The organism is Pricia mediterranea (assembly GCF_032248455.1).
In the GTDB taxonomy this organism is placed as follows: domain Bacteria; phylum Bacteroidota; class Bacteroidia; order Flavobacteriales; family Flavobacteriaceae; genus Pricia; species Pricia mediterranea.
On the sequence record NZ_JAVTTP010000001.1, the window covers coordinates 2,921,577 to 2,947,884 of the forward strand.

The window sequence follows — 26,308 nt, forward strand, 5'->3', positions numbered from 1 at the left end:
GGACTGTAAGTAGATGAGTAACTATCTACTCACCTCTATCCTATTTTTTACGCCGGTTCTTTACGGACCTTGCTCTTGTTCTGCTTTAGCACCTGTTTCAAATCCAAGTTTTTTTAATCCCTTTTGTACGTCTTCGTTCTTCATAAACCATTTCCACGGCAGGCCGCTGCGATAATTCTCGATCATGACCGGAATCGGTCCCTGGTCGATGGCCAGATAGCGGGGTAGGTACCAGTTTTTTTCAAGACTAAATGCATCGTACGGACCATATTTGCCTACCAGACTGTCGAGGTCGGTGTAGAGATGCCGCAAGAACTCCTTGCTCTTATCGGGGGTATAAGGCATAGAGGATAATGCGGCGGTCGGGGAAATTACCCCCAGATCTTTATCCGGCCGGTGCGCCGAATAGCCCTTTACGGAATAGCTCGAGGTCATGCCCCACAGATTGTTGCCATAGCCCTTAAAATTTTCAGGATTGTCGACGGCATATTCGTAGTGGATAAGCGCGTGGTTTTTGTTCAGTTTCCAATAGTCGGCGTATTGGTCGGTCAATCCCTTCGGGTTTAGTCCTAAATACGAATAGTGCGCCCAAAAGAGCGGGCCCACGGGAGAATCGCCTCCCGGATAGTGGTCGAGTTCCGTTTCTAGACCATAGAATAGCGTATCGTTGGTGATGTCACCGTTTCTGGCCCAGCCTTGATCATAGACTTCCTTGGAAACGGGATGGGTCGGGGAGGCGGCTGCCAGCACGTACATGACCAAGGCCTCGTTGTAGCCGTGTACGGCAAAATCTTTTTCCCAGCCGTATTCGGGAGACCAGTGCCAATACAATACGTTTTCGCCGTTTTTGTTGTACCAGTCCCATTCCACTTCCTCCCAAAGTTTTTGGATGTTGGCCGCGAGTTGTTTTTCCCTTTCGTTGCCATCCTTGAAATATTCCATTACGGTAAGTAGTCCTTGTACCAAGAAAGCAGTTTCTACAAGGTCGCCGCCGTTGTCCTTTTTGCTGAAGGGGGTCATCTTGCCGTCGGGCGTGAGCCAGTGTGACCAAACCCCATGGAAGCGATCCGCCTTCGCTAGAAAATCGACCGCTTTTTCGTAGCGTTCTAGGGCCTGTACCCGGCTGATGAATCCACGTTCGACCCCCACGAGAATGGCCATAAGTCCAAAGCCGGACCCACCGGTCGTGATAATATCCTTATCGTGGGTCGGATAGACATTGTCCATATGGATGCGTTCCCGGGCGAGGCCGGAAGTAGGTTCGGCCCCCGACCAGAAATAATCAAAGGTTTGGCGTTGTACCCTATCCAATAGTTGCTCATCCGAAAAGGATGTACCGGATTCTGCGGGTGTAATTTTTTTATCGGTAGTTCTATGGCCGTTACAGCCCGTAATCAGGGAAGCAACGGCCATTGACACTACACTCAAAACTAACTTCATAAAATCGGGCTCAAACTATTTATTGATCAAAATCCCTTATCGTTTGTATTTCCTCTTGGGTCAAGACCTTATCGTAGAAACGCAGTTCATCGATATAGCTTAGGTCCGATAAATGGTTCCAACCTGTAAACCTGGGGGCACCGGAGCCTATGGAAAGTATCTCGGTACCGGTCCAGTCGAAGCCGGGTAGTGCTTTTTCGGCTACCATTTCTCCATCGATATAGACTTTGGCACTATCGTCCGATATGGTAAACGCCAAATGTACCCAATCGGTTGCCGTAGCGGGGTTTAAGGCGGCGGCGTCACCGCCATCGGCCCATTCATTGCCATCGCCGGTACCCACGTTCAATTTGACCACCTGTCTCTCGGCGTTGCCCTCCCTCAACAATCGGAACCCGCTGTTGCGGTTGTTCTGCACCTCGGGATAATTCTCGTTTTCGGGATCTTCCGGGGAGATGGTCAAAATACCGGCACGGTCGGGATCGGCGTTCAGTTTGTACCATAGGGTAGCACTGAACTGCGGGGTAGTGATCGGCCCCATTTCATTAATCGGGAAGGTCAAGTAGGAATCCGTGGCCCCGGCGTACGCGTTCGATCCCGCGACACTTTCTCCGGCAAAACCGGGATTGCCGACCGCTTCGGCCTCCATATCCCTGAAGAGTTCGCTATAGTTATCGTCGAAGGGCATATAGAACATTTCGCCGGCAAAAGCAGGTGTGTACGACGACACGAATTCACCGGAGTCGTCGGCCATGATCTGTTGAATTTCCGCTTGCGAAATGGCCCTATCAAAAATACGGAGCTCGTCCATAAAGCTTTGATCGGACAGGTGGCCCCATCCCGTAAAGTTAGGGGCGCCCGACATAATCGAAAGCAAACCCGTATCCGACCAGTCAATTCCATCCAGGGCATCCTGTTTAACGATTTGTCCGTCGATGTACACGATGGCCTCGGTTCCCGAAATTGTAAAGGCCATGTTGACCCACTTATCCGCTGCAGGGTCCACATCGGCTGCTTCCCCTCCATCGAACCAATTCCCTGTGTCACCTGAGCCCACATTCAATTTAAACCGTTGCATACCGCCGGCATTCTCCCTAAAGAAGCGGAAGCCCTTGGTGAGATCATTGGCATCCCCTTCCATCGGGGGACTCATAACCAAGATTCCGGCCCGATCGGGTACGGCATTGACCTTCATCCAAAAAATAGCACTGAATTCCCCGTTTTTAAAGCGGTCGCCGGGCAGCGTCAGGTACGATTCCTCGGCACCTGCATAGGCGCTGGGGCCGGCCAGGCTTTCTTCGGTAAAGCCGGGATCACCCTCTACGGTAGCTTTTTTAAGGCTCACCAGATCGGTATAGTCCCCATCGAAGGGCATATAAAGCAACTCCCCTGCATATTTGGGAAGGTAAGCGGGCTCTTTGGTAAAATTTACGGTAGAGGTGGTGGTCTTGCCATCTATGTCGGTGGCAACAACGCTCATTTCGTGGGCGCCATCGGCCAATTTATCATAGCTCAGGTCATCGACTATTAGACGTCGGTAGTCCTTAAAGTTGCTGTAACTACCGATCTGTTTGCCGTCTATCATTACTTTTACGGAGGCCACCTCGATATCATCGGTCACCTCAAAATCGATATCCACACTCGCCAATTCCTCGTTGACCTTGATCGTTTGGCCCTCCGTAGGGGAATTGATGGTTATTGCCGGGGCGGATTCGTCTGTCCCGGGGGCTACGGGCGTTATCGGATCTATGCCCTGGTCGCATCCGTACAGCAACAAGACCGCTATCGATGCCACGACACTATTTTTGAACTTTTTCATCCTTATTGATTTGTTAGTTTATTGCTAGTTTTCCAAAATGGGGAATTGATCCACCTGTTCCTGGGGATAGGGGAGGTAACTCTTATCCTCCGAGAAAGTCCTTCCGCCATAGCTCAGTTCTTCGTAGCGGCCCAGGCGAAGCATATCGAAATAGCGTTTGCCCCATTCCATACTGAGTTCGGCAAATTTTTCGTCCACGATCTGGTCGAGGGTCACGCCCGTTATCGGGGCCATTCCGGCCCGTTCACGGACCAGGTTCACGGCCTGGTCCGCGGTCATCGCCGAACCATTGGCCCCCTGCACCAAGGCCTCTGCGTACATCAAGAGAATTTCCGCATAGCGTATCATGATATAGTTTTTGTTACTGCCGTAGGCCGTTCTGCCGGGTATCAATTGGTTCGAGGGCAGATAATGCTTACCACTGGCGAAGAGGGCACGAGCATAATCGTTGATTACATCGCCGTCACGGGTCGTATTGGAAACGAAACCCGGAAGGGTCGCATAATCTGCATCTTGTTGAAGTTCTGCGATGCCCCTATCGGTAAATAGCACACTGGTTTCTAAACGGACCGTTTCACCACGGTCGAGCATGAATTTAATAAACTTCAAACTAGGCTCGTAAAAGCCCCATCCACTTGAGGCCCCTTCGACGGCGGGCGTCCAGCCTTGGGGTCCGTAGGGCGCGTACAAATGGCCCGACCGATCGCCTTCCCCCTGTCCGTAATCGGAATATTGAAGGGACAAGACAGTTTCATCGCTGAGTTTACCGGGATTTTTAAACAGTTCGTAAAAATCTGGAAATAGGCTATAGGAGCCAGAATTTATAATTTGTGCGGTCGCATCGGCTACGGCCTGATAGTTTTCGAGTTCCTGGTTGGCCAAAGCCTTGACGGCATAAGCGGTGTTGACCGTGACCCCGCCGGGGATACCGGTTCTTTCATTGGGATGGCCTGGCGGCAACAAGGGGATGGCCGCGTCCATCTGGTCGGAAATATGTTGCATCACCTCGGTTTTGGTAGGCAAGTTCTCGACCTCCAAAAGTTGTTCGGTATCGGAGGATTCCGGAATAAAGACATCGCCCCAGGTTTGTGAGATAAAATAGAGCATCATGGCCCGCAACACCTTGATCTCGGCAATATACTGATTACCCAAGGCCTTACCATCGTTGTCTGCGAGTTCCTGGTACCTTTCTATCTGTTCCATGGCCGTATGGGCGGTAATAATTTCCCGATAGACCGTTTGCCATAACGAGTTGTACATCCAATAATCTTTATTGTAATCGAATCGGTCGGTATCCGAAAAGGGTTGCTGATCGCCGAGACCCCCGGCATTGACATCATCACCGCGGACCGAAATGAGAAGCGGTTGCTCCCAGCCCCTACGTTGAAAGGCTGCGTATACCCCGATCAGGGAAAGTTGCATATCCTCGGTCTTGGAAAAGTCAGTACCGACAGCAAAGTTGTTGTTGAGTTCCGGTTCGTCCAATTTGTCGGTACACCCGAAGATCAAGCCTGCGATTAGGCCGAACAGTGTTAAATTTCGTATGTTTTGAAACAGTTTCATAGTGGCTTTTTTTTAAATTTTGATGTTTACCCCAAAAGTATACGTAGCGGGTACCGGATAGGTTTGGTTGTCCACCCCGTTAGGGACCTCGGGGTTGAACCCGTTGTAATCGAAAATCGTCAAAGGTTTTTCGGCGGTTACGTAGATCCGGGTACGGGCTAGGCCCTTGATTTCACCTTTCCTGTTGATGGTATATCCCAAGGTCAGGTTTTGTATCCGGATAAAGTCTCCGTCTTCTACATAATAATCGCTAAGTTGCTGGTTCCAACTTTTTCGCACCCCTTTAGATGATGGATAACTGTTCGTAGTGCCCTCGCCGTGCCAACGGTTGACGGCAAAATCTCGGTCCCAGTTGGTATCACTGGTAAAGATGACCTCGCCGCGCTTTCGGTTTAAAATCTTGTTTCCACCCTGTCCGATAGCGCTGGCCGAAAAGTCCCACGCCTTATAGTTGAATCCCAGATTGAAACCAAAGTTATAGGAAGGCAAATAGGATCCTAGTACTACGCGATCGTCCCCATCGATAGTGTTAGGGTCTCCCCCGTTCTCTTTATAAATGAAGTCACCGGGTTCGAGTCCGTTATCCACGGCTACGGGATCGGCCTGAATCTGGGCCTCGTTTTGGTACACGCCTACGGTTTCAAGTCCGTAGAAGGCGAAGATGGGTTCACCTACGATCGATCGTTGGCGAAACTCCGCCGACCCCGCATCGAGATAGGGTTGTCCATCCAGATCAAGTACCTCATTTTTTAGGGAGGCAAAGTTGGCTCCTACACTATAACTAAAATCTTCCGAGACTGTTTTGTTCCAGTTCAGCGCGAGTTCTAGGCCCGAATTTCTGATTTCACCTACATTCTGTCGAGTTGCCCCAGGGATCAATGGCCGTAAAACGTCAATTACAGCATCTTTGGTCGTTCTGACGTAATAATCGGCTTCCAGCGACAGGTTGCTATCGAAGAACCGGGCCGTTATTCCCCCGTTGATTTCCTCGGTCACTTCCCATTTTAAGGCGGTAAAGTCACTGCTGGTCTCTACGCCGCTTACCATTGTATCGTCCAAAGCGGTGGTTATCACCTCAGAAACAATCCCGCCTTCACTTGAGGGTACCTTGTCGTTGCCCAGTTCGCCCCAACTGGCTCGCAATTTCAGGAAATCGACAAAGCTATTCTGAGGAAAGAACGACTCTCCCGATAGCACCCATCCCGCACCTACGGTGGGGAAGTAGCCCCATTTTTCCTGGTATTTATTGGTGCCATCGGCCCGGTAGGTGCCGTAGAGCAAGTAGCGGTCGTCATAGTTGTAGGATATTCGGCCGAAGAACGAAAGACCGTATTCCCGGCGACCGTCATCACCCACGTCATCTTCAGGTGTGGATTGGGCCTGATTTAAGAAATAAGCCTCTTCACCGGTCAGCGGAAAGTTTAGTCCTTTGGCGGATAGGCGTTCAAAAGACTCATCACGAAACGACGCACCGGCCAAGACTGTAAGGTCGTGTTTGCCGAAGTCATTGTTGTAAGTTAGCGTATTGTCCCAAATTTGGTTGGAGTAAGTCTCATTTCTCTTGACCAATTCCGCATCTTCACGCTGAAAATTGTTCCCTAAAAAATAAGGCAAGCGTACTTCACGTCGTGAGCGTGTCTCAAAATTGTGGTTATAGGCTGTTTTAAAGGATAAGACCTCGGGAACGATATCGATTTCGGCATAAAAGTTGGCCAGCACATTGCGGATTTTGTTCCGGAACTCGCTGAAATCCATGAGGGGAAAAGGATTTTGGCCGCCGCGATAGCCCAGATCTTGCGCATTTGCGTAATTAACAGGAAATACTTGGGGATCATCGCCGAGCAAGGGGTCGAATACGGGCATGGTAGGTACGGCATAATAGGCCCGCCGCCAAGCGGAATCCTCCGCATCGAAACGGGTGGCGTTGCTGATGACCACGTTGCCCCCGATGGTAAGGTTGTCATTGACCCTAAAATCAATCTTGCTCCGGAGGTTAAAACGCTCGTACTCATTTTTCATTTTTAGAAGTCCGCCTTGCTCAAAATAGTTGGCCCCAATGGCGTAGTTGGCATTTTCACCGCCCCCCGTAAAGTTAAGGCTATGGTTTTGGATCATTGCATTGCGCATAATCTCATCGTACCAATCGGTGTTGACCGCGGGAACGTTTGGATTGATACGGCTTCTCCCGTATCGCTGCATCGCATTTTCAATAAACAGGGCATCCGGTTCGGATCCCGATTCCCTGGCCAGGGTGGAGAATTGTTCGCTATTCGCCATTTTTAGCACGTTCTGGGGCACCTGATATCCAGAATAACCACTGTACGTGATTTCAGGTTTTTGGTTGTATGATCCGGATTTTGTCTCGATCAGTACTACTCCGTTGGCGGCCCGTACGCCATAAATAGCGGCCGCCGATGCATCTTTTAGCACCGAAACGGAGGCGATGTCGGCGGTATTTAAGAAATCGATGTTTTCGAAGAACATCCCATCCACCACATAAAGGGGTCCTGATGCATCCGTATCGTATGATCCGATACCGCGAACCCTAACGGTAGGCGATTGCCCGGGGCCACCACTGCTCACGATCTGTAGGCCGGCGACCTTACCTTGCAACGCCTGCATCGCCTGGCCCGTCGGGGTCGCCTCCAGTTCTTCGGATTTAACTGTGGTAATGGCGGAGGTCAAATCTTTTGACTTCATTTCACCGTATCCGATTACCACGACCTCCTCCAGTGCCTGTGCATCTTCCTGAAGGGTAACGTTGAGAGTAGTCTGCCCGTCAACGGGAATTTGCTGGGGTGCGAATCCGATGTAACTGATTTCTAAAGTGGCATCGGCGGGAACGTTGTCCAGGGTGAAGTTTCCATCAAAGTCCGTCTGTGTTCCCGTGGTCGTGCCTTGAACGACGACCGAGGCCCCGGGCAATGGCCCCATCGAATCGGAAACCGTACCGGTGACTGTTATATTGTCTTGCCCAAAAACGAGCGTTCCGGACGATGCCAATAATAAAATCACCAATAAAACGTTACGTATTTTCATAGTTGATCATTAAGTGAGTTAGATTTCCACTAAATTAATAAACTATGGTATGTGTTCGTAGGGGAACCGCTACATGAAAGCTACATCATTGCTGAACCTAGTGTCAGCCCTGTGCTGCAACGGGTTTGTAGTGTTTTCACTGTTAAACTCATTTAAAAATTTAACATTGCGATGTAGCGTTGATGTAGTACGTTCATTAAAAATACAACAATTTTTAACTAAACTGAATCAAAAATCGGCTTAAGTTCTGTGCTTTCTCCATGTTGAGCTTCTTTCGTAGCCGATAGCGATGTATTTCAACGCCGCGGGTCGAAATGCCCATAAGGGGAGCGATTTCCTTAGAGGACAGGTTCATTTTTAGGTAGGCGCATAACTTCAAGTCTTTGGGCGTCAATTTGGGAAACTGGCGGAGCAGGCCCTCAAAAAAGTCGCCGTGCAGTTCTTTGAAGTTGATCTCGAAATACTTCCAGTCGGCATCGCCGTCAAGAGATGCTTCCAATTTTTTTTGTAGGGAATGGTATCGGCGTTGGTTCGAAAAGGCTTTCTTGTTTAAGGCAAGCATATCTTTAAGTTCCAAGATCAGCTCGTTTTTCTTGGCTATGTTCAGGGTAGTTCGGGCGAGTTCCTTTTGTTTTTGCATAATTTCCTGTTCCAGTTTTTGCTTTTCCCGTGCCGCTGAACGTTCTTGTTCCTCTCGGTGCATCTGCCGCTTTAAGGCCACTTGTTCCCTCCGAAGTTTTCTTCGATGGTATTCCCTTACAATGAATATCGTAGCGATCAAGACCCCTGTGTAGATGAGTAGGCTCCACCACGAAAGGTACCAGGGCGGGGCGATTTCAAATCGAATCTCTTTTATGGGCGAGGTGCCGTTGTCCCTTCCCAATGTAGCAACCAGTAAGGTGTAACTGCCGTGGGGCAGGTTTTGAAAGTCAATGGTGCCGGTGTCGGTATAGGCGGAACGATTTTCAGGTCCCTTTAAAGCGTAGCGATACCGAGACCGGAAGGATTCTGGCGCGGTTACCTGTATTCGTATATTCCGCGTATTCCCGTTCGGGACTTGAAAAATGCTGTCGGTCAAGGGATGACGTTTTTCTCCGTCCCTGAAAAAGGCGAGCTTAGGTGCTAAAATCTCGGTATTCCGAAGGTGCTGTTTTAATCCGTTCAGGTCGATACGACCAAAACCATCGACCAGACTCAAAAGGTAGATGGAGTCGTTGATCTTGACCATTGCTTCGGTATCGGGAACCATACGTTTTTTCAAGAGGGGCTCCGCAATGGCCAAACTATCCTTTTTCAGGTCGGTAGAAATCAATTCTTTGGACCTCTCGCTGTCGATGAACCAAAAATATCCTCGATCATGGTGCACCAGCCTCATATGGTCGTAGGGCCTGAACTCCTCAAAATCGGTTATCTCGTCCAAAATAGGATCGTATTTATGCCACCGCCCCCCACTTTGGATTACAATCTGGTTCTTGATTTTATAGAGTTTGATATTGAAGTTGCTCGGCAGCGCATCGGTGGCAATTTTCTGTTTTTCCATTATTTGGCCATAATCCGGGTCGATCGTCATCCGATAAAGCCCCCTATACGGATGCGCCGCCCATAGCGTTCGGGGGGTTTCGAAACACAATTGGTTGACCGGAAAATCGATACCTGCCACTCTTTTGACCTGCCATTTCCCAGCGGCATTCTTTTGGTATCTGGCCATCCCCGTGTAGGTGCCCTGTAGGTAGGTAGATCCGTTCTCCGGCACTTTGGCGAACTGGTAGCCGCCCGAAATGTCCGATATTTTGTCCATGGTGGCCTTTTCGATCCTAAAGGTGCCGGTATTGTGGCCGGCCAAGAGTTCCCCTTCCAAAATTTCAAGATCCCAGACGTGGCCTTGGGAGCCTTGCAGAAAATGCAATCGGTCATCCTCGAAATAATAAATGCCGGTATTGCTCCCCATATACAGCGTACCTTGAAAAAGAGCCAGATCGTACACCGTGCCCACTACGCCCGAATAATCGGTGTAGGAGGTGATAGGCGCGTCGAGGTTGATGCGGGAGATGCCATTGTCCAGGCCCGCCCAAAGCTGATCTTTGAACTGAAGCAGGGCCAGCACCGTATTGTTCTGCAGGCCCGTCTCCCGGTTCAGGTGTTGGCTGGCCTCCCTTTCAAGGTCGTAGAGATAGATACCGTTCTTGATGGTGCCAAAGGCTATTTTATGGTCGTTAAGGGGCAAAATCCTGTTAAGCTGTTGCGCTTTGAGCTCCGCGTTGATAGGGGCGTCCCAAGCCGCGACCCGATCATTACGATAAAGGTAGCAGCCGTTGAGTTTGGTGCCGATCAAAAATCCCTCGGGGGTGGGAACCATGTCGATGATGGTCTTCCCATCCAAAAGGCCGAGATCTTTGATGCGGACGAGTTCCTCGTTTTCCAAGAGATAAAACCCGCCATCGGCCGCTACCACCAGGCGTCCTTCATAGAGCGCGATGTTAACGCTAATAAGGTCGGAGTCTATGATGGTGATGTCGTCATCCTTATACTGGTAGATGCCTGAAAAGGACCGGAAAAGGATGCTATCATTGTAGGACAAAATCTGCCAAAACTCCTCGCTGGTAAACTTATGCTCCTTGATCAGATGGGTTAAAGAAGTGTATTGCAGCACCCCCGTGGCATCCTTTTCCCAATAACCGAACTCCTCGTACGACCCGGTATATACCTTGGCATCGATATAGGCTACGGAACGTATGACCGTTCGGTCCGGTAGTTCATATAGGGTCCATCCCTCCCCGTTGAAATGCAGTAGGCCCTTGTTATTGGCGACGAATATTTCCCCTGCTTCGTTTGCCGCCAGGCCCCAGTTCTTGCTCGCGGCGTGGTAGTCAAAGGTCCTGTAGTTCTGAATCGGCGGCAATATGTGTTGGGCACAGAGCCATAGGGGCAAAAGCAGGGCCAGAAATTGGAATGGTTTTAATCGTGCCGGCATGATGTCAGACCATTTTTAGGGTACGGACAAATTTAGGATTATAAATGGAAGTACCGTTTATTCAACGCATTATCTATTGCGCGGAATCGGGACTGGAACAATTTATTGGACCAAATTCGCGACCTCGGGAGGATGTCCGCCTCTTTGGTTCCAAGTTGACAGTCCGAATTTCAACGGACTGCAGTTGAGGCAACTCGTTGGCGGGCCGGTCTAAATAAAAATAGGCGGTGGCGGACACTAATTCGAATATCCATCTTTCAGGGCTAAATCGTATCGTTCAAAAATAATCCCGAATGCATCAGTCCGGAGGGGAATAGTTTCTTATCTAGTGGCCTGATTGCGGCCGCCTAAATTAATAGAAGATTGGCATATATGTTCTGCCAAAGGCTTTACTTTTGAGGGCTTGGTCCGACAGCACAATTAACTTTGGAGAAAAAGAAAAGAAATAAGATCTTAAGGCGTATAGGGCGGGTACTGCTCGTGTTTCTGGTTTTTTTCGTCGCATTGGTGCTTTTTATCCGAAGTCCTTGGGGACAAGGCATTATCGTCTCTAAAGTCACCGATTTCGTTTCGGAAAAGACCGGTACGGAGGTCAATATCGACCGTTTGTTCCTGACGTTCTCGGGAAATCTTTCCTTGGAAGGCTTGTATTTGGAGGATAAAAAAGGAGATACGTTGGTCTTTTCCAAGGCCCTGGAAGCCGATGTGGGGCTATCGCAGATCATTTTCGGGAATACCTTCAATTTGGAGTATTTGGAATGGGAAGGCCTAAAAGCTAACGTGACGCGACAGGAGGGTTCGGAGGATTTCAACTTCAGTTTTCTGGCGGATGCCTTTGCTTCGCAGGATTCCGTGCCCGCTCCCGAAGAGGATGCCGAACCCATGGAAGTCAACGTAGGCACTATCGATCTGAAGGATTTCGATATCGTTTACGATGACGGTTTTTTGGGGATTGATGCTAAACTCCGGTTGGGGCGGCTCTATACCGAGGCGAATACCATCGACCTTGAGGCCATGCGCTTTGAACTGGACGAGCTCCAATTGACCGATACCGAGGCGGTCTATGAACAGACAAAACCCTTTCCCGAGACCGAGGACACCACCGAAACGGCCTTGCCCTATCTAGCGGTGGATAATTTTAACATCGAAAGGGTAAAGGCGAACTATAGTTCCGTTCCCGACAGCCTGACGGCCGATGTCGCCATTGGGAATTTCCTGTTGGAACTGCCCAAGGCCGACCTGGCCAAGAGCGACATCGAAGTGGAAAGCTTGGAACTGAAAGACTCCGATATTTCCCTCAGGATGGCCGCCCAGACACCACAGACCGAAGATTCGGTGGCCGTTGCCGACGCCGGCGAAGGCTTCGAATGGCCTGAATTTACAGTACAGGTCGACCAAATCGACTTTGAAGACAATAATTTTGCCTACACTACGGGAAATAATCGACCAAAAGCGGGCAAGTTCAATCCTGATGCCGTTGCTATTTCCAATTTTATCCTTCAGGCCAACGACATTGTATATCGGCCCAAAACCGCCAACCTTGACTTAGGGCAGCTGGCCTTCACTGAAAAGAGCGGATTCCAGTTGAAGGAATTTAGCTTCGATGCCCGTCTCGAAGATAACAGTGCATCCCTTTCGGACTTGCAATTACGCACAAACAACAGTTCCGTTTCCGGGGACATCTCCTTGGACTATTCCACGGTAGATGCCCTGATGGAAACTCCTGAAAACGCAGAAATCGAGATCGATATTCCCAATTTGAAGCTCGCCCTGCAGGATGCCTACGTCTTTCAGCCCGATTTGGCCGATAACGAATACCTGAAAAAAGCCGCCCAAAAAGCCGTTACCGGTAATTTTGAGGCGAAGGGTACTTTGGCAAGCCTTGAGATTCCGACCCTGGAACTCGATTGGGGAGAGGGCACATCCCTTAAGGCGATAGGACAGCTGGATAATGCCACCGAACCCGATGCGTTGGCCTTCGACTTCGAGACCATCCGGATGACATCCGCCCGGGAAGACGTGCTGCAATTTATATCGGAAGACAGTCTGGGTATCTCCGTTCCGGAAACGATGCAGGTGGACGCTTCTGCGCAAGGGTCGGTCGATGCTATGGATGCGGATGTCCTACTGCAAATTCCCGAAGGCACGGTCCAGCTGGCCGGTAGCTATTCCAACCGGCAGACGATGGCCTTCGATGGAAGACTGAAAGTGGACAGCCTAAGATTGGACAAAATCTTAAAAAACGCCCAACTGGGCGGAGTAACCTTCACGATAGACGCCGAGGGCAGCGGCGGCAGTCTTTCTACCCTTAATGCGACTTTGGAGTCCGACTTCACCCAACTCTCCTTCGACGATTACGATTTTTCGAATCTTGAACTAAATGGCGATATCGTCGATGGGCAAGGTGATATCCATCTAGCTTTTAAAGACGATAACCTGAATTTAAAAGCCAATACCCAGGTCGATCTGGACAGTACCGACTCCCAGATCAAACTGGACCTGAACCTGATCGGTGCCGACCTGCAGGCCCTCGGGGTTACCCAAGAGGATATCCGTACGGGAATCAAATTGAACGCTGAATTCAAGGGCAACGCGGATAGCTTCGACTTAAACGCCTTGCTATCCGAAGGTACGGCGGTGTACGAAAACGACCAGTACAAATTGGGTGATGTCGACCTGAGTGCAGTGGTTCGCGAAATGGGTACCGAAGTCAGGATCGAGAGTGAATTCCTAAAGGGCGACCTAAAGGCGAATGCCAGCCCCGACCAACTGCTATCCGCTTTACAAGATCAGTTCGAAGGGTATTTTTCCGAAGGAAAACCATTGTCCGGCGAATCGGATGCCGCGGGAACGAACGCCCTGACCAGGGAGAATGGCGACGCCTTGACGAAGAACGAGTTTGACCAAATTGACCATGCCGATTCCGGCAGCGGCACCGTTACCAATTCCAGCGATAACCTTGATTCCGGGATTGAACCCGACAACCAGACAGTCGCCCAAACCTACTCACGAAACAACAGCGGTGCCGCACCCCAAAGCGCTACTGATACTATCTCCGGTCCCGTAACCCTGAATCTAAATGCCGGTCTGACCACTACCCCCATTTTAAGGGAGGTATTCCTTAAGGGACTCGACCGTCTCGATACCATTGTTGTAAAGGCAGATTTCAATGCCGCCACCAAAAAATTGTCCGCAGGACTCAACGTGCCAATTGCGGAATACGGGGGTACCGCCATCGACAGCCTGGAGGTACTCATCAACGGCGGGGCCGACAATTTGGACTTTAGCGCCGGTTTTGCCGGGATACAAACGGACCCCATCGATATCAAACGCACGATTTTTGAGGGGAAGCTGAAGAATAGGCGAATGTATCTCGACTTTAGTTCTTTCGACGGGCCGGACCGGCTGATTCATGTGGGCTCCAATGTAGCCATGAAAACCGATACGATACACCTGCACATCGCCCCCGAAGAATTGATTTTCAACAAAAAGAAGTGGAGCATCCCAGAAGACAACCGGATAGCCATCGGCGATGGCTTTCTTGACTTTACCGATTTTAGGCTGAGCCAAAATGGCCAGCAGCTTACGGTAAGCAATTCCCTGTCCGATATCGACAGGGAACATATCGGGGTCAGCTTTGACAAGTTTGCGCTGCAGACCATTTTGAGCCTTTTAAATCCCGATGATGCTTTGGCCGGCGGACTGGTCGAGGGCAGGGTAGTTGTCGAAAATCCCTTTGGGGCGTCCGGACTCGTGGCCGATCTTAATATCAATGACCTCCGGGTACTGCAGGCTCGCTTGGGAAATTTGGCTTTAAAGGCGGCTTCGCAGGGCCAAAACAGCTATGATTTCGACCTGGCCCTAAAGGAGGGTGGTGTCGATTTCGACCTGACCGGCGATTATACCGCGTCCGAGACTGGGGCGGAGCTGAATCTGGACCTCGACCTAAACCGGCTCGAACTGTCGGCAGCGGAAGCGCTATCGCAAGGGGCGATCAAACAGGCCGAGGGCTTCGTTTCGGGTAATGTACAGGTGAGCGGAACCACGACCGAACCCGAGTATCAAGGAGAGTTCGCCTTTAATCAGGTGGCGTTTAACGTAACTACCTTGAATTCCGTTTTTAAGATTGACAACGAAACGCTAAGGCTGGATAATTCGGGACTTTATCTCGACTCTTTTGATATTGCGGATAAGAAGGGCGACGCCTTTACCGTCGATGGGAATATCCTTACCGAATCCTTGATAAATCCTGAATTTGACCTCAATCTCAAAGCCGATGCCTTTCAGGTGCTGAATTCCACAGAGGAAGACAATGAACTCTATTACGGAAAGGCCAGTTTCGATGCCGATATGACCGTAAAAGGCAACCTTAACTTGCCTAATGTGGAAGGCAGGCTCCGTATTCGCAAGGTGACCGACATTACTTACGTGGTGCCCGAAGCCACACTTGATGTGCAAGAGCGGGACGGGGTAGTCATCTTCGTCAACCATGACAATCCCGATGCTATCCTGACCCGGAAAGAGCAGGAAGAAACATCCGCATTCTTTAAGGGGATGGATGTTCAGGTCGTTCTTGAAATTGCGAACGATGCGGTCTTTCACGTCATCATGGACCAAAAGACCGGTGACAATCTCGAGGTTTCGGGGGATGCCGAGCTGAACCTAAACATCGAACCGAGCGGTCGAATCGGACTTTCGGGACGGTACGAACTTAACGATGGTCATTACGAGACCAGTTTGTATAATCTGGTCAACCGAAGGTTCGATATCAAACCGGGAAGTACCGTTACCTGGCGTGGCGATCCAATGGATGCGGCCCTGGACGTGACCGCAGTGTACAAGGTCGAGACCTCTGCCGCGCCTCTGATGTCCACCGTAACCTCGGGCGCGAATCCCAGTGTAGCCGGAAAATACAGGCAGGTGCTACCCTTTCTGGTATATCTCTACGTCGAGGGCGAACTGCTGCAGCCGAAACTTTCTTTCGGAATGGATATGCCGGAAGACGAACAAGGGGCCCTGGGGGGGGCGGTCTACGGACGGGTAAAGCAGTTGAACGAGCAAGAGGGCGAACTAAACCGACAGGTATTCTCGTTGCTGGCCCTTAACCGCTTTTTCCCAGGGTCCGGTAGCGACGGTAGTGGTGGGGGTACCGCGGCCATGGCGCGGGACAATGTGAACAAGGTGCTTTCGGGCCAGATGAACGCCTTTTCGGACAAGGTATTTGGCAATACCGGTATCGACCTTAATTTTGACCTTGACAGCTTCACCGATTATCAAGGGGACAGTCCCCAAGACCGCACCCAGCTTGACATCGAAGCTCAAAAAAAATTGTTCGACGACCGATTGATCGTCTCGGCGGGGAGCTCGGTCGATGTCGAAGGCAGTGCTTCTGAAAATCAGGGGCAGACTCCCCTTATCGGAAACGTAAGCTTGGAATATCTCCTGACCGAGAACGGCCGCTATCGTTTAAGGGGCTACCGTAAGAACGAATATACCAATGTTATTGACGGCCAGTTGATCGTCACCGGGCTGGCTCTGATCTTTAACAGAGAGTTCAATGAATTCAGTGAACTGTTCAATCCCTTGAAAGACGAGGAGGAAAATGGTGCTGACATAAAAACTAAGGATTCGGACACGGAACAAACTAATAAGAAACATGACACAGAAGCGACAGAGGACAATGAAAATTAGGAAATTCGCCTAGCTTGAGATCGTTGGGATTGAAAGGAAGACGAAACCCAAATTTCGGCCTTGTTCAGGCGACCATTCGAACGGACGATTAATTGTATATGAAAAAAAATTCAATAGTTGAAGCTTAGAGCCACATATAACCAGATTTGGATGTTGTTCATTGTGGTCGTCGCGACCTCGTGCAGCGTTAAAAAATTTATTCCCAAAGACGAAAATCTTTACACCGGCGCAGAAATCGTGACCACGCTCGAAGAAGATGCGGAAGATGTCAACATCGGCGGATTGAATGCGGAGCTGAATACTTTGCTCCGGCCCGAACCGAATTCTAAGATTTTGGGCATGCGCTTGGGATTGTATTATTATTATAAGGCACAGCGCGAAAATCCGGGATTCATCAACAAATGGCTCAATAAAAAAATAGGGGAGGAGCCCGTCTATTTCTCAGATGTGAATCCCCAGCGGGTCGAGGAACTGATTCTTAACCGGATGGACAACCGTGGGTTTTTCTACGGTCAGGCCGTTTCGGAAATCGATAGTACCGAAAAATTTGCCCACGTGCAGTATAAGGTGGAGGTGCCGCAACCCTATACCGTAGAAACTTTTGAACTTGAAAAAGATTCCCTTCCCATTTATGATGAGCTGCAAGATCTTGTGGCCGACACCCGAATCGACCAAGGCGACCGTTTCGATCTACAGCTGATGAAGTTTGAACGGGAACGGATCGATAAGGCTTTAAAACAGCGTGGATATTACAATTTCAATCCCGATTTTCTAATCTTCGAGGCCGATACCAACCGATACGACAATAAGAAATTCGATCTTTATCTTCGATTGAAGAAAAACGTTCCAAGCCGTTCCGTGATTCCCTACGCCATTGACTCCATTACCGTACACCCGAATTATACTATTGATAGCGATACTTTATCAACAGTGACCGATACGGTGAATGGAATCTATTTTGTACAGCGCGAGGAGTTTTTCAAACCCGAAAAACTGGAACCATACATCTTGATCGAAGAGGGACAAAAATACGATTCACAGACCGCCCGGCTGACCAGTAACCGATTATCGTCGATTGGCAGTTACAAATTCGTGAACATCCGATTTAATGAAAAGGATACCGTTGCCAATGCAAATGGCAACGGGCTGCTCGACGCGGATATTTTTCTTTCCCCACGGACGAAAAGGTCGATACGTGCCGAGCTGAAGGCCGTCAGCAAATCCAACGGATTTGCGGGGCCGGGCCTCGGACTGAGTTATAACAACCACAATTTTTTAAAAGGGGGGGAGACCTTTAGCCTTAGTGGTAATTTTTCGTATGAGACCCAGATTTCAGGGGGCAGCGATTCCGGCTTAAGTAGTATCGCGGGGGGGCTGAAAGCCGACCTGATTATTCCGCGCTTGGTGCCCTTTTCCCCGAGCCGTTTCAAGTATGCTGTACCCAAGACCAAAATCAGCTTGGGCGGGGATATTTTGAAAAGAAGCAAGCTCTATACCCTCACTTCGGTAAACGCGTCCTTCGGATATACTTGGAAAGCCAACAAATACGTTTTTCACGAGCTGAATCCCATTAGTCTGAACTACGTCAATCTGGCGGATACCACGGCGGAGTTCGATAGTATCCTGAACAAAAATCCGTTTTTACGGCAAAGTTTCGAACAGCAGTTTATTGCGGGCATGAACTACAGTTTTACCTATAATGAACTGGTCGACGAAGACAAGTCCCTTCCCTTCTTTTTTTCCACTAATCTAGACGTGGCCGGGAATACGTTGGACCTGGCTACGGGAGATAGCAAAACGGTATTCGGTCTCGAATATGCCCAATACGCTAAGTTAGATGTCGATTTCCGGCAATATTTTAGATGGGGCAGGGAACAGGCCCTGATCGCCCGGGTTTACGCAGGATGGGGTATTCCCTATGGAAACTCGAGCACCCTGCCTTTCGTGAAACAGTTTTTTTCCGGGGGACCTTACAGTGTGAGGGCCTTTAAGATCCGTTCGCTCGGTCCGGGGATCTTTACCTCCGAGAACACGGAATCGACCTCGTTTTTCGATCAATCGGGAAATCTGAAACTAGAAGGGAACCTGGAATATCGTTTCCCCATAGTTTCTTATCTCAAGGGGGCGGTTTTTGCCGATGCCGGCAATATATGGCTGACTAGCCAACCCGAAATATCGGATGACGAGCCGCAGAGCAGTGTTGATTTCAACCAAGAACTATTCACTAAGGGAAAATTCGGAAAGAATTGGACCAAGGAACTGGGTATCGGGGTAGGCTTTGGGTTGCGGGTGGACATCCAAAGTTTTGTCATCCGTTTAGATTTGGCCTCGCCGGTGCAGGTACCCTATCTGCCCGAAGGCGAACGCACGCGAACACCCTTTTTCGGCGGTGGGGACAATAATCTGGTGTGGAATTTTGCGATTGGATATCCGTTTTGACAGGGGCATGACAATGCCTTGAATCTTCGAATCTTGGGGCCACAGAATCTTAGCTTGGGGAATGGCACCAGAAGCCACAGCATACCGTTCGAAGCGTTTGAAGAAAGGGATCGTTGGTAGCCTTGCATACTTTATCCTTCAAAAAAACGTAGGCAAGGACAGAGAAGTGCACACCTTTTGCCGCTCTATCCCAACTTTTCCTGAACGACCTCTCTCATATATTCCGTACGGGCTAGTGCCTTTCCGGTGAAATCGAAGAGGCTCAAACAACGGTCGAGATTTTGGTTTTCGTAGGCGATTTTATAGTAGATATTGCCATTGAGGTAATCGGTCAGTGCCCGGATACCATGTAGAAAAGGCATCAGCACCGCACCCCAGGACATAATCTCGATTTCCTTTTTGGAGAATACCGATTTATTGACCGCCAGTCCGTCTATAAAAGCCTCGAACAGCTTCTTCTCAAATGTGATTTTTGAATGGTCTTGCTCGTCTTCTGGAGCGGTGTTGACGATGGTGCGGACGGCATCTCCGAAATCGAACAGAAAACGACCTGTCATCAAGGTGTCTAGATCAATGAGACACAGCGCCTTTCCGGTTGTCTTGGAAAAAAGAATATTATTCAATTTGGTGTCGTTATGACAGATTCGAATCGGCTGCTCCGCGGGATTAATGTCTTCCAAAACTGTTAACGTTCTCTGGGCAAACCCAATTGCGGAGTCCGCTATCTGCCTTTTTTCATGGGATGTGGTGGACAAGGCCTCTACGAACTGATTTTTACGTAGTTCAAGGTCATGGAATCGAGGAATGGTATCCACATAGTTTTCAATAGTATCGTTTTCCAGCAGCAAATGGAACTTGGCGATGATGCGACCCGCCTCGAACGCGATTTTCGGGTCCGTAGTGGTATTGTGGGCCGTGCTTTCGTCGATATAGGTCATCATCCTCCAGTAATCGGAGCTTTGCTCTTTAAGCTCGAGGTACTCCTTTCCGGATTTGGTCTCTACCAAGATAATTTTGCTGTAATCCGGGGCATCCAAAGACTTAAGGGCAAACTTGATATTGTTCATCACCCCCGAAATGTTTCTGAATACGTTGTGGTTGATCCGCTGTAAAATATAGCGAGGCGTCTTGCCTTCGAATACCAAAAAGGTGTCGTTGATATAGCCGTCTGTCAAAAGTCGGAACCCGTAGGCTTTCTTCGCAACGGAAAAATGCCGTAGAATACCGTTCAGATCGCTATCGGAATAGTGTTTCATGAATTAGAAAGATTTGCTCGAAGAATCGGTGTGCCGTTTTGACCTGCTTGCTTCGGAAAGTCCATTGGTCATTGTGATTGAATCACTTCCAAAGCGGGGAATCGTACTTTCCTGCATCTGTTTTCTCCTGAAGGTCGGCCACCGCTTTTTCACGGTCGCTTGAATAGGTAACCCCGAACCAGTCGCCTTCCGAGGGCACTACCTTGACTTTGATTTCTCCTGCTTGCAGCATTTCTTGTATGGTCTTGGGAATGTACAGTTCGCTCTTCATGCCCAGTTCCTTGTCGGCAAGGAAGGTTCTGAACTCACTTTCTATTTTGCTGAATATCGACGGTTTGCAGATCCAAAAGTTCATGCTGACGTGTTCCTCGCCGGAGTAGGTGTTCCCCGAATCGAGGTCCTTGACCTTGTCGCCGTCCGGCTCCAGTTTTAAGCGTTCGTCTACCGAGAGCAGATTGTCGCCCTCGACTTGACAGACCCCACGAGAGACGGATCCGTGTTCAGAAAGGGTATCCCTCAGGGTGTAGCCCACAAGCGCGTAGGTATTGTCATCGCGGTGCGCCCGTATAAAATCAGCGGCATTTTTGTAGGCGGACTGTCCGTAAAAATCATCGGCGTTGATGACCGCGAACGGACCGTCGATCACCTTGCGCGCCGTCCATACGGCATGAGCGGTGCCCCAAGGTTTTTGGCGGTCGATGTCAAACGTGGCTCCATCGGGAATATCGGTGATTTCTTGGGCCAGGACATCCAGTTTTATGTTGGCAGGCAAGCGTTCGCGAAGGTGTTCTTCCACGAACTCGACCTGATCTTTTTTCGTAATGACAACCACATGGTCGAACCCGTTCTTCAGGGCGTCGTAGATGCCGAATTCCATTAAAAACTCCCCTTTAGGACCGAGATCATCGAATTGTTTCAGTTTTCCGTATCGGGTTCCGCTTCCTGCGGCCATCAGAAGTAAGGTCATGTTTTCTTATTTTTGAATCAAAAGTGGTTTGATCCCCCGGGAATCTGCCCGGAACGCTGGTTTCGGGATTCCTTGGGACGAGTGCCTTTTATGGCGCAAAAATAGGGTTTTACGGGTAAAATTCCGGCTTGGGAGGACTTAATTGCCGTTATCCCTGAAAATAGGATGGACTACTGCCCCGGTTTTCATATTTTAGACGGTGCATTGTAAAGTAAACACGATGAGAAATTCGATATGGATCCTGTTTATGCTGATCGCGATGGCCGCCTATGGCCAGCAAGCCAACGATAGGCTTTGCGTTGGCCGGTACTGGACGCCCGATGAGGCCAACCTGAAGATGAAAGAATTCGCCGCACAATGGGACGATCTGGAATCCTGGAAAAAACGGGCGGAAAAAATACGTACGGTCGTGCGCGAGGGGATGCAATGGGACAAGATGCCCGACATCGAAGGAAATTTTAATCCTATAATCCACAGTACACGGAAAATGGACGGCTATGTCGTGGAGAATATCGCCATCGAAAGCTTCCCTGGTTTTTATGTCACCGGTAATTTGTACAGGCCGATCGAATCCGAGGGAGAGCTGGCCGCCATCCTGAGTCCGCACGGGCACCTCGAAGACAAACGTTTGCTCGAGGATGTACAGACGCGCTGTGCCGTGCTGGCCAGAATGGGTGCGGTGGTCTTCGCCTACGATATGATCGGTAGGGGCGAGAGCCAACAGGTCGACCACTACATTCCCATTGCGCTCGCCCTTCAGACCTACAACAGCAAACGAGTGCTGGACTATCTGCTTTCACGGCCCGATGTAGATCCCGAGCGGGTAGGGATGACCGGGGGCTCCGGTGGGGCCACACAAACCTTTATGCTGACCGCCATCGATGATAGGATTACCGCCTCCGCCCCGGTGGTACAGGTATCCGCCCATTTTTTTGGAGGCTGTGTCTGTGAAAGTGGGATGCCCGTTCATCGATCGGCCGATATCCAGACCAATAATGTCGAGATTGCCGCACTGGCCGCACCGAGGCCGATGATCTTGGTCTCCAATGGAGGGGACTGGACACGGAACACTCCTCAAATCGAATATCCTTATCTCCAAAATGTCTATGCGCTGTACGATGCCGAACACAAAATCGAAAACGTACACCTACCGGCCGAAAGGCACGATTACCGCTACTCGAAAAGAGCTCCTGTGTACAATTTTTTCGATGCCCATCTAAATTTGAATGGTGGCACCATCCCTTACGAGGACGGTTATAAGGAAGATTTTGTGACCCTATTGCAAAAAGACGAGCTAAAGGTTTTCAACGAAGAATATCCGCTGCCGGCCGATGCATTACAAGGGGATGCCGCCGTTTTGGAATATTTAAAACTTGATTAGGATATTTGTCCGTTCCATATAGAAAATCGTTCGTCGGATTATCAATAAATGTTTTACAATGGCATACAACGAAAAATTGGCCGGCAGCATTAGAAAAGCCTTGGCGGACCTACCGGTCGAAGAGAAAAAAATGTTCGGGCATCTCGCCTTTATGGTCAACGGCAAAATGTGCCTGAACGCTGGTTCCGACAGCATGATGTGCCGTATTGACCCTGTGCTGCACGAACGGGAACTTAAAAAGGAAGGTTGCCAGGCCGTAGTTATGGGAGGTAGGGAGTACAAAGGCTACATCCGTGTAGCCGATAAAAATCTTAAAAATGAAAAGGATTTTGGGTATTGGTTGGAACTTGCGCTGGAATTCAACAGGGAATTAACATCAAGGCAGGACTAAAAAAATCCGAATTGAATGAAAGCAGAGGAAAATACGTTGCCTTCCTCCGAGGAATTAATGTAGGTGGCCATCATAAAGCCTTTGGCGGCCATGACGGCTGTGGCTCTTCCCGCATATTTTTCGATGAGACGGAGCTGCTCATCGAAACTGACATTCCCGAAGCCTATCTCGAAACGTTCGAAAAAGCTTAGCCTAAGGCACTTCACAAAGTAAAAGAACTTTCGGAAACGGGAAAAATAACTTAAGATCAGTTAACTTTAATCAATAATAGAACTATCGACTTCCCCCAGGATAAGTAATCAATAATCAATAATTCTACAAATTATGAGAAATTCAAATGCATCAGTGTGGTTCGAAATCTATGTAGACGATATGGATAGGGCATCTAAATTTTATGAACACGTTTTGGACGTGAAACTGGAAACCTTGCCCAATCCCGGCGACGATTCCCTACAAATGAAAAGTTTTCCGGGAGACATGGAGAAATATGGGGCTAACGGAGCTTTAGTAAAAATGGAAGGTGTAAAAGCGGGCGGCAACAGCAGCCTAATCTATTTTGGTAGCGAAGACTGTATTACCGAAGAAAATCGGGTAGAAAAAGCCGGCGGCAAGATCTTTAAGCCAAAAATGTCCATCGGCGAATTCGGGTTTATATCCCTGTTTTATGATACCGAAGGCAATATGATCGGGGTACATTCCATGAAATATAGTTTGAAAGAAACCTACGATGACAAAGCTTGACCCATAATCGCCGTAAAGGATGCAACGGGGATATTTGTTGCATTTCTCCGATGCCAAACAATTCAAAACCCGTACACGGAGGATTGAAAAATATACGTCCAAGATTCTTAGAGGCAAAGGATGGAATGAAAAATAAGTTTGGTTGGCCAGTTTAGGACTGTTTTGGCTAGCATTCCTTAAATTGAGGCAAGAACCCTAAAATAATCAACTATGGACACTTTAAAGCAACTAAGAGACGAATTGACCTATGAATACACGGTTACCAAGAAGTTCTTCGACAAGTATCCCGAAGGGAAAAACAACTATGCCCCGCATGAAAAAAGTATGAAGATGATCGACCTGGTCAGCCATATTGCGGCGATTTTTGGTTGGCCGCCTGCTATATTGAATACCTCCGAACTCGATATCTCCGAAGCGGATAAAACGGAAAAAACAGCCAATAAAGCGCAGTTAAAATCGGTATTGGACCAAGAATTTAAGGCCTCGCTAGCGGCGTTGGAACAGGCTTCCGAATCCGACCTCGAGCCTAAGTGGGCGCTTACCATGGACGGTCAGAAATTAATGGAATGGTCAAAATACGGGGCTATTCGTCATGGACTTAATCAAATTACCCATCATCGGGCCCAACTGGGAGTTTACTACCGCTTGTTGGATATTTCGGTACCCGCCAGTTACGGTCCTTCTGCCGATGACCAAAGTTTTTGAATTTAACCAATTATCTAAAAATGGAAACAAAAGACAAGCTGATTACCGTTGAAGCGACCGTTAAAGCCCCAGTAGTAAAAGTCTGGGAGCTGTGGACAACGCCCGAGCACATCAAAAACTGGAACAGGGCCAGCGACGAATGGCATACCACAAAAGCTGAAAACGATTTAAGGGCAGGGGGCAAGTTTGTTTCTAGAATGGAAGCAAAAGATGGCAGTATGGGTTTTGATTTCGGGGGCACTTACGATGAGGTAAGGGCCAAGGAAGGTATTACCTACACCTTGGACGACGGTAGAAAGGTCGAAATCGTTTTTTCATCCGAAGGAAATAAAACGAATATCACGGAAACCTTCGAACCTGAAAACACTAATCCTGCAGAAATGCAACGGGAAGGCTGGCAGGCAATACTGGACAATTTCAAAAAATACGCGGAATCTAAAAATTGATGAGCGCTTCACCGGAAAATATAGAAACATACATCGCCGGTTTCCCCGAGGATGTCCAGACCGTGTTGGAGAAAATAAGGGCTACCATCAAAAAAGAAGCCCCTGAATCGGATGAGGGTATTGCGTACGGTATGCCCGCTTTTAAAATGAACGGAAAACCGCTCGTCTATTTTGGGGGCTACAAGAAGCACATCGGTTTTTATGCGACCCCATCGGGACACACCAAATTTAAAACGGAACTTTCGGGATATAAGCAAGGCAAAGGTTCGGTACAATTTCCTTTGAATGAACCCTTGCCTCTCGACTTGATTGAAAAAATCGTAAGGTTCAGGGTGCGGGAGAATTTGGCAAAGAGTGCGGCAATAGGGTAGGGAACTTCCTTTCAGATTGATCCTATTTCAATGTTTTTTAAAGTGCCAACACCAATTTTCCATGGTTTTGAGTTCTGCCAAAAGACAGGTGGGTTTTTATATATTAACGGACTGAAACTTAATTCCACCTTGAAAATTTGTTGTTCCTCAGTGTCATTTTGACATTTTCACAGCGTGTTTCCACGAAAAATGGACAGGCATTTTCTTAATTTTTATTAAAGGGCGTTGGCAGGTTTTTCATCTTTGCGCTTTGGCATTTTTTTTGTCCATAATTAAGCATATTTGAATTTGTTGTTTAACTTAAATCTTAATTGTTATGAGCACTTTAGTTAATATTCCTAAAAGTGGAGGTTTGACAAGCAGAAATTCAAACAGACCAGCAGACCTTTCGATGTGGTCTTCTTGGATCGACGACATCTTTAACCGTGATCTTCCATCGGTGTTTTCCCAAAATTTTAATTCAGGCATCAGCCTGCCGATGGTAAATATCAAGGAGACCGCCGACGCCTATTTTGTCGAAATGGCCGTACCCGGACTTAAAAAATCTGATTTTCATATTGACCTCGACAACCAGGTGCTTTCAATCTCTACCGAAATGGAAGAGGAAAATGAACATAAGGATGGAAATTACACCCGTCGCGAATTCGGTTATTCCTCCTTTAAACGAAGTTTTACCTTGCCCGAAACTGTAGAGGACGGGAAGATCAAGGCGAACTACCACGAGGGTATTTTGAGCATCCACCTTCCCAAGAAGGAAGAAGCCAAACAAAAGCCCGCAAGAAGTATCAAGATTTCTTAATTCAAGATCAACAGATGGGGGCCGGTACTACGGCCCCTTTTTTAACCATTTTGTTTTACCGGAATTCGTAAAAAAAATGAAAGTATTTGGCATGGCATTGGACATGACAATCAAGTTTCCACCATTCCTTGACAATTTTGTGGACAAGTTACTGCCGCGCCGAAAGAACGAACATGAAGAACTGGTGACTATTCCGTCTACGAACATCAGTACCGGGGATGTCGCTTGTAGACTTTCCGTGGCCCTGCCCGGTATCGATAAAAGGTTGTACGTATTCGGAAAATGATAA

19 protein-coding genes are annotated in these 26,308 nt (G+C 48.8%); 12 read left to right on the top strand and 7 right to left on the bottom strand.

Going from position 1 to position 26,308, the window contains the following annotated elements:
- Positions 1–60: 60 nt before the first annotated feature.
- From RQM65_RS11910 to RQM65_RS11930, 5 genes are all read right to left on the bottom strand, one after another.
- Entirely contained in the window at positions 61–1,440 is a 1,380-nt protein-coding gene (locus RQM65_RS11910) for a glucoamylase family protein (protein ID WP_314015263.1), read from the bottom strand.
- 19 nt (positions 1,441–1,459) lie between these two features.
- Positions 1,460–3,259 (bottom strand): LamG-like jellyroll fold domain-containing protein, encoded by a 1,800-nt coding sequence (locus tag RQM65_RS11915; RefSeq protein ID WP_314015265.1) that lies wholly within the window; start codon positions 3,257–3,259, stop codon positions 1,460–1,462.
- A gap of 24 nt (positions 3,260–3,283) precedes the next feature.
- On the bottom strand, positions 3,284–4,822 hold the full coding sequence (locus RQM65_RS11920; protein ID WP_314015267.1) for a RagB/SusD family nutrient uptake outer membrane protein: 1,539 nt from the start codon (positions 4,820–4,822) through the stop codon (positions 3,284–3,286).
- A 12-nt stretch (positions 4,823–4,834) separates the two neighbouring features.
- Entirely contained in the window at positions 4,835–7,861 is a 3,027-nt protein-coding gene (locus RQM65_RS11925; protein WP_314015268.1) for a SusC/RagA family TonB-linked outer membrane protein, read from the bottom strand.
- Positions 7,862–8,075: 214 nt separating this feature from the next.
- A complete protein-coding gene (locus RQM65_RS11930; RefSeq protein WP_314015270.1) occupies positions 8,076–10,832 on the bottom strand; it encodes a helix-turn-helix and ligand-binding sensor domain-containing protein in 2,757 nt (918 codons plus the stop codon).
- Positions 10,833–11,258: 426 nt separating this feature from the next.
- Here RQM65_RS11930 and RQM65_RS11935 point away from each other — a divergent pair, with 426 nt between their 5' ends.
- Together RQM65_RS11935 and tamL are read left to right on the top strand one after the other, a co-directional pair.
- On the top strand, positions 11,259–16,523 hold the full coding sequence (locus RQM65_RS11935; protein ID WP_314015272.1) for a translocation/assembly module TamB domain-containing protein: 5,265 nt from the start codon (positions 11,259–11,261) through the stop codon (positions 16,521–16,523).
- A gap of 117 nt (positions 16,524–16,640) precedes the next feature.
- Complete coding sequence (tamL, locus tag RQM65_RS11940) at positions 16,641–18,962, top strand: translocation and assembly module lipoprotein TamL (RefSeq protein WP_314015274.1); 2,322 nt, start codon at positions 16,641–16,643, stop codon at positions 18,960–18,962.
- Between the two features lie 185 nt (positions 18,963–19,147).
- Here the strand turns inward: tamL and RQM65_RS11945 are convergent, their stop codons facing one another.
- Together RQM65_RS11945 and RQM65_RS11950 are read right to left on the bottom strand one after the other, a co-directional pair.
- Positions 19,148–20,218 carry a phosphotransferase enzyme family protein gene (locus RQM65_RS11945; RefSeq protein ID WP_314015275.1) on the bottom strand — a complete coding sequence of 357 codons (1,071 nt, stop codon included), beginning with the start codon at positions 20,216–20,218 and terminating at the stop codon, positions 19,148–19,150.
- Between the two features lie 82 nt (positions 20,219–20,300).
- Positions 20,301–21,185: a nucleotidyltransferase family protein gene (locus RQM65_RS11950; protein WP_314015276.1), complete on the bottom strand. Its 885-nt coding sequence runs from the start codon at positions 21,183–21,185 to the stop codon at positions 20,301–20,303.
- Between the two features lie 220 nt (positions 21,186–21,405).
- On the opposite strand from RQM65_RS11950, the gene RQM65_RS11955 reads away from it, so the two are divergent.
- From RQM65_RS11955 to RQM65_RS12000, 10 genes are all read left to right on the top strand, one after another.
- Positions 21,406–22,566 carry an alpha/beta hydrolase family protein gene (locus RQM65_RS11955; protein WP_314015277.1) on the top strand — a complete coding sequence of 387 codons (1,161 nt, stop codon included), beginning with the start codon at positions 21,406–21,408 and terminating at the stop codon, positions 22,564–22,566.
- Between the two features lie 58 nt (positions 22,567–22,624).
- On the top strand, positions 22,625–22,957 hold the full coding sequence (locus RQM65_RS11960) for a TfoX/Sxy family protein (protein ID WP_314015279.1): 333 nt from the start codon (positions 22,625–22,627) through the stop codon (positions 22,955–22,957).
- Between the two features lie 11 nt (positions 22,958–22,968).
- Positions 22,969–23,148 (top strand): hypothetical protein, encoded by a 180-nt coding sequence (locus RQM65_RS11965; RefSeq protein ID WP_314015280.1) that lies wholly within the window; start codon positions 22,969–22,971, stop codon positions 23,146–23,148.
- 133 nt (positions 23,149–23,281) lie between these two features.
- Positions 23,282–23,698: a VOC family protein gene (locus RQM65_RS11970; protein WP_314015282.1), complete on the top strand. Its 417-nt coding sequence runs from the start codon at positions 23,282–23,284 to the stop codon at positions 23,696–23,698.
- 19 nt (positions 23,699–23,717) lie between these two features.
- Entirely contained in the window at positions 23,718–23,834 is a 117-nt protein-coding gene (locus RQM65_RS11975) for a YdeI/OmpD-associated family protein (RefSeq protein ID WP_314015284.1), read from the top strand.
- A gap of 74 nt (positions 23,835–23,908) precedes the next feature.
- The gene (locus RQM65_RS11980) at positions 23,909–24,403 is read left to right on the top strand and encodes a DinB family protein (RefSeq protein WP_314015286.1); all 495 of its coding nucleotides are present in this window, start codon (positions 23,909–23,911) and stop codon (positions 24,401–24,403) included.
- A 20-nt stretch (positions 24,404–24,423) separates the two neighbouring features.
- On the top strand, positions 24,424–24,849 hold the full coding sequence (locus RQM65_RS11985; protein ID WP_314015288.1) for an SRPBCC family protein: 426 nt from the start codon (positions 24,424–24,426) through the stop codon (positions 24,847–24,849).
- Entirely contained in the window at positions 24,849–25,220 is a 372-nt protein-coding gene (locus RQM65_RS11990) for an iron chaperone (RefSeq protein WP_314015290.1), read from the top strand. Before RQM65_RS11985 ends, RQM65_RS11990 begins: the two co-directional genes overlap by 1 nt.
- Positions 25,221–25,536: 316 nt before the next feature.
- A complete protein-coding gene (locus tag RQM65_RS11995; protein ID WP_314015292.1) occupies positions 25,537–26,019 on the top strand; it encodes an Hsp20/alpha crystallin family protein in 483 nt (160 codons plus the stop codon).
- Positions 26,020–26,095: 76 nt separating this feature from the next.
- Positions 26,096–26,305: a hypothetical protein gene (locus RQM65_RS12000; RefSeq protein ID WP_314015293.1), complete on the top strand. Its 210-nt coding sequence runs from the start codon at positions 26,096–26,098 to the stop codon at positions 26,303–26,305.
- Positions 26,306–26,308 lie beyond the last annotated feature (3 nt).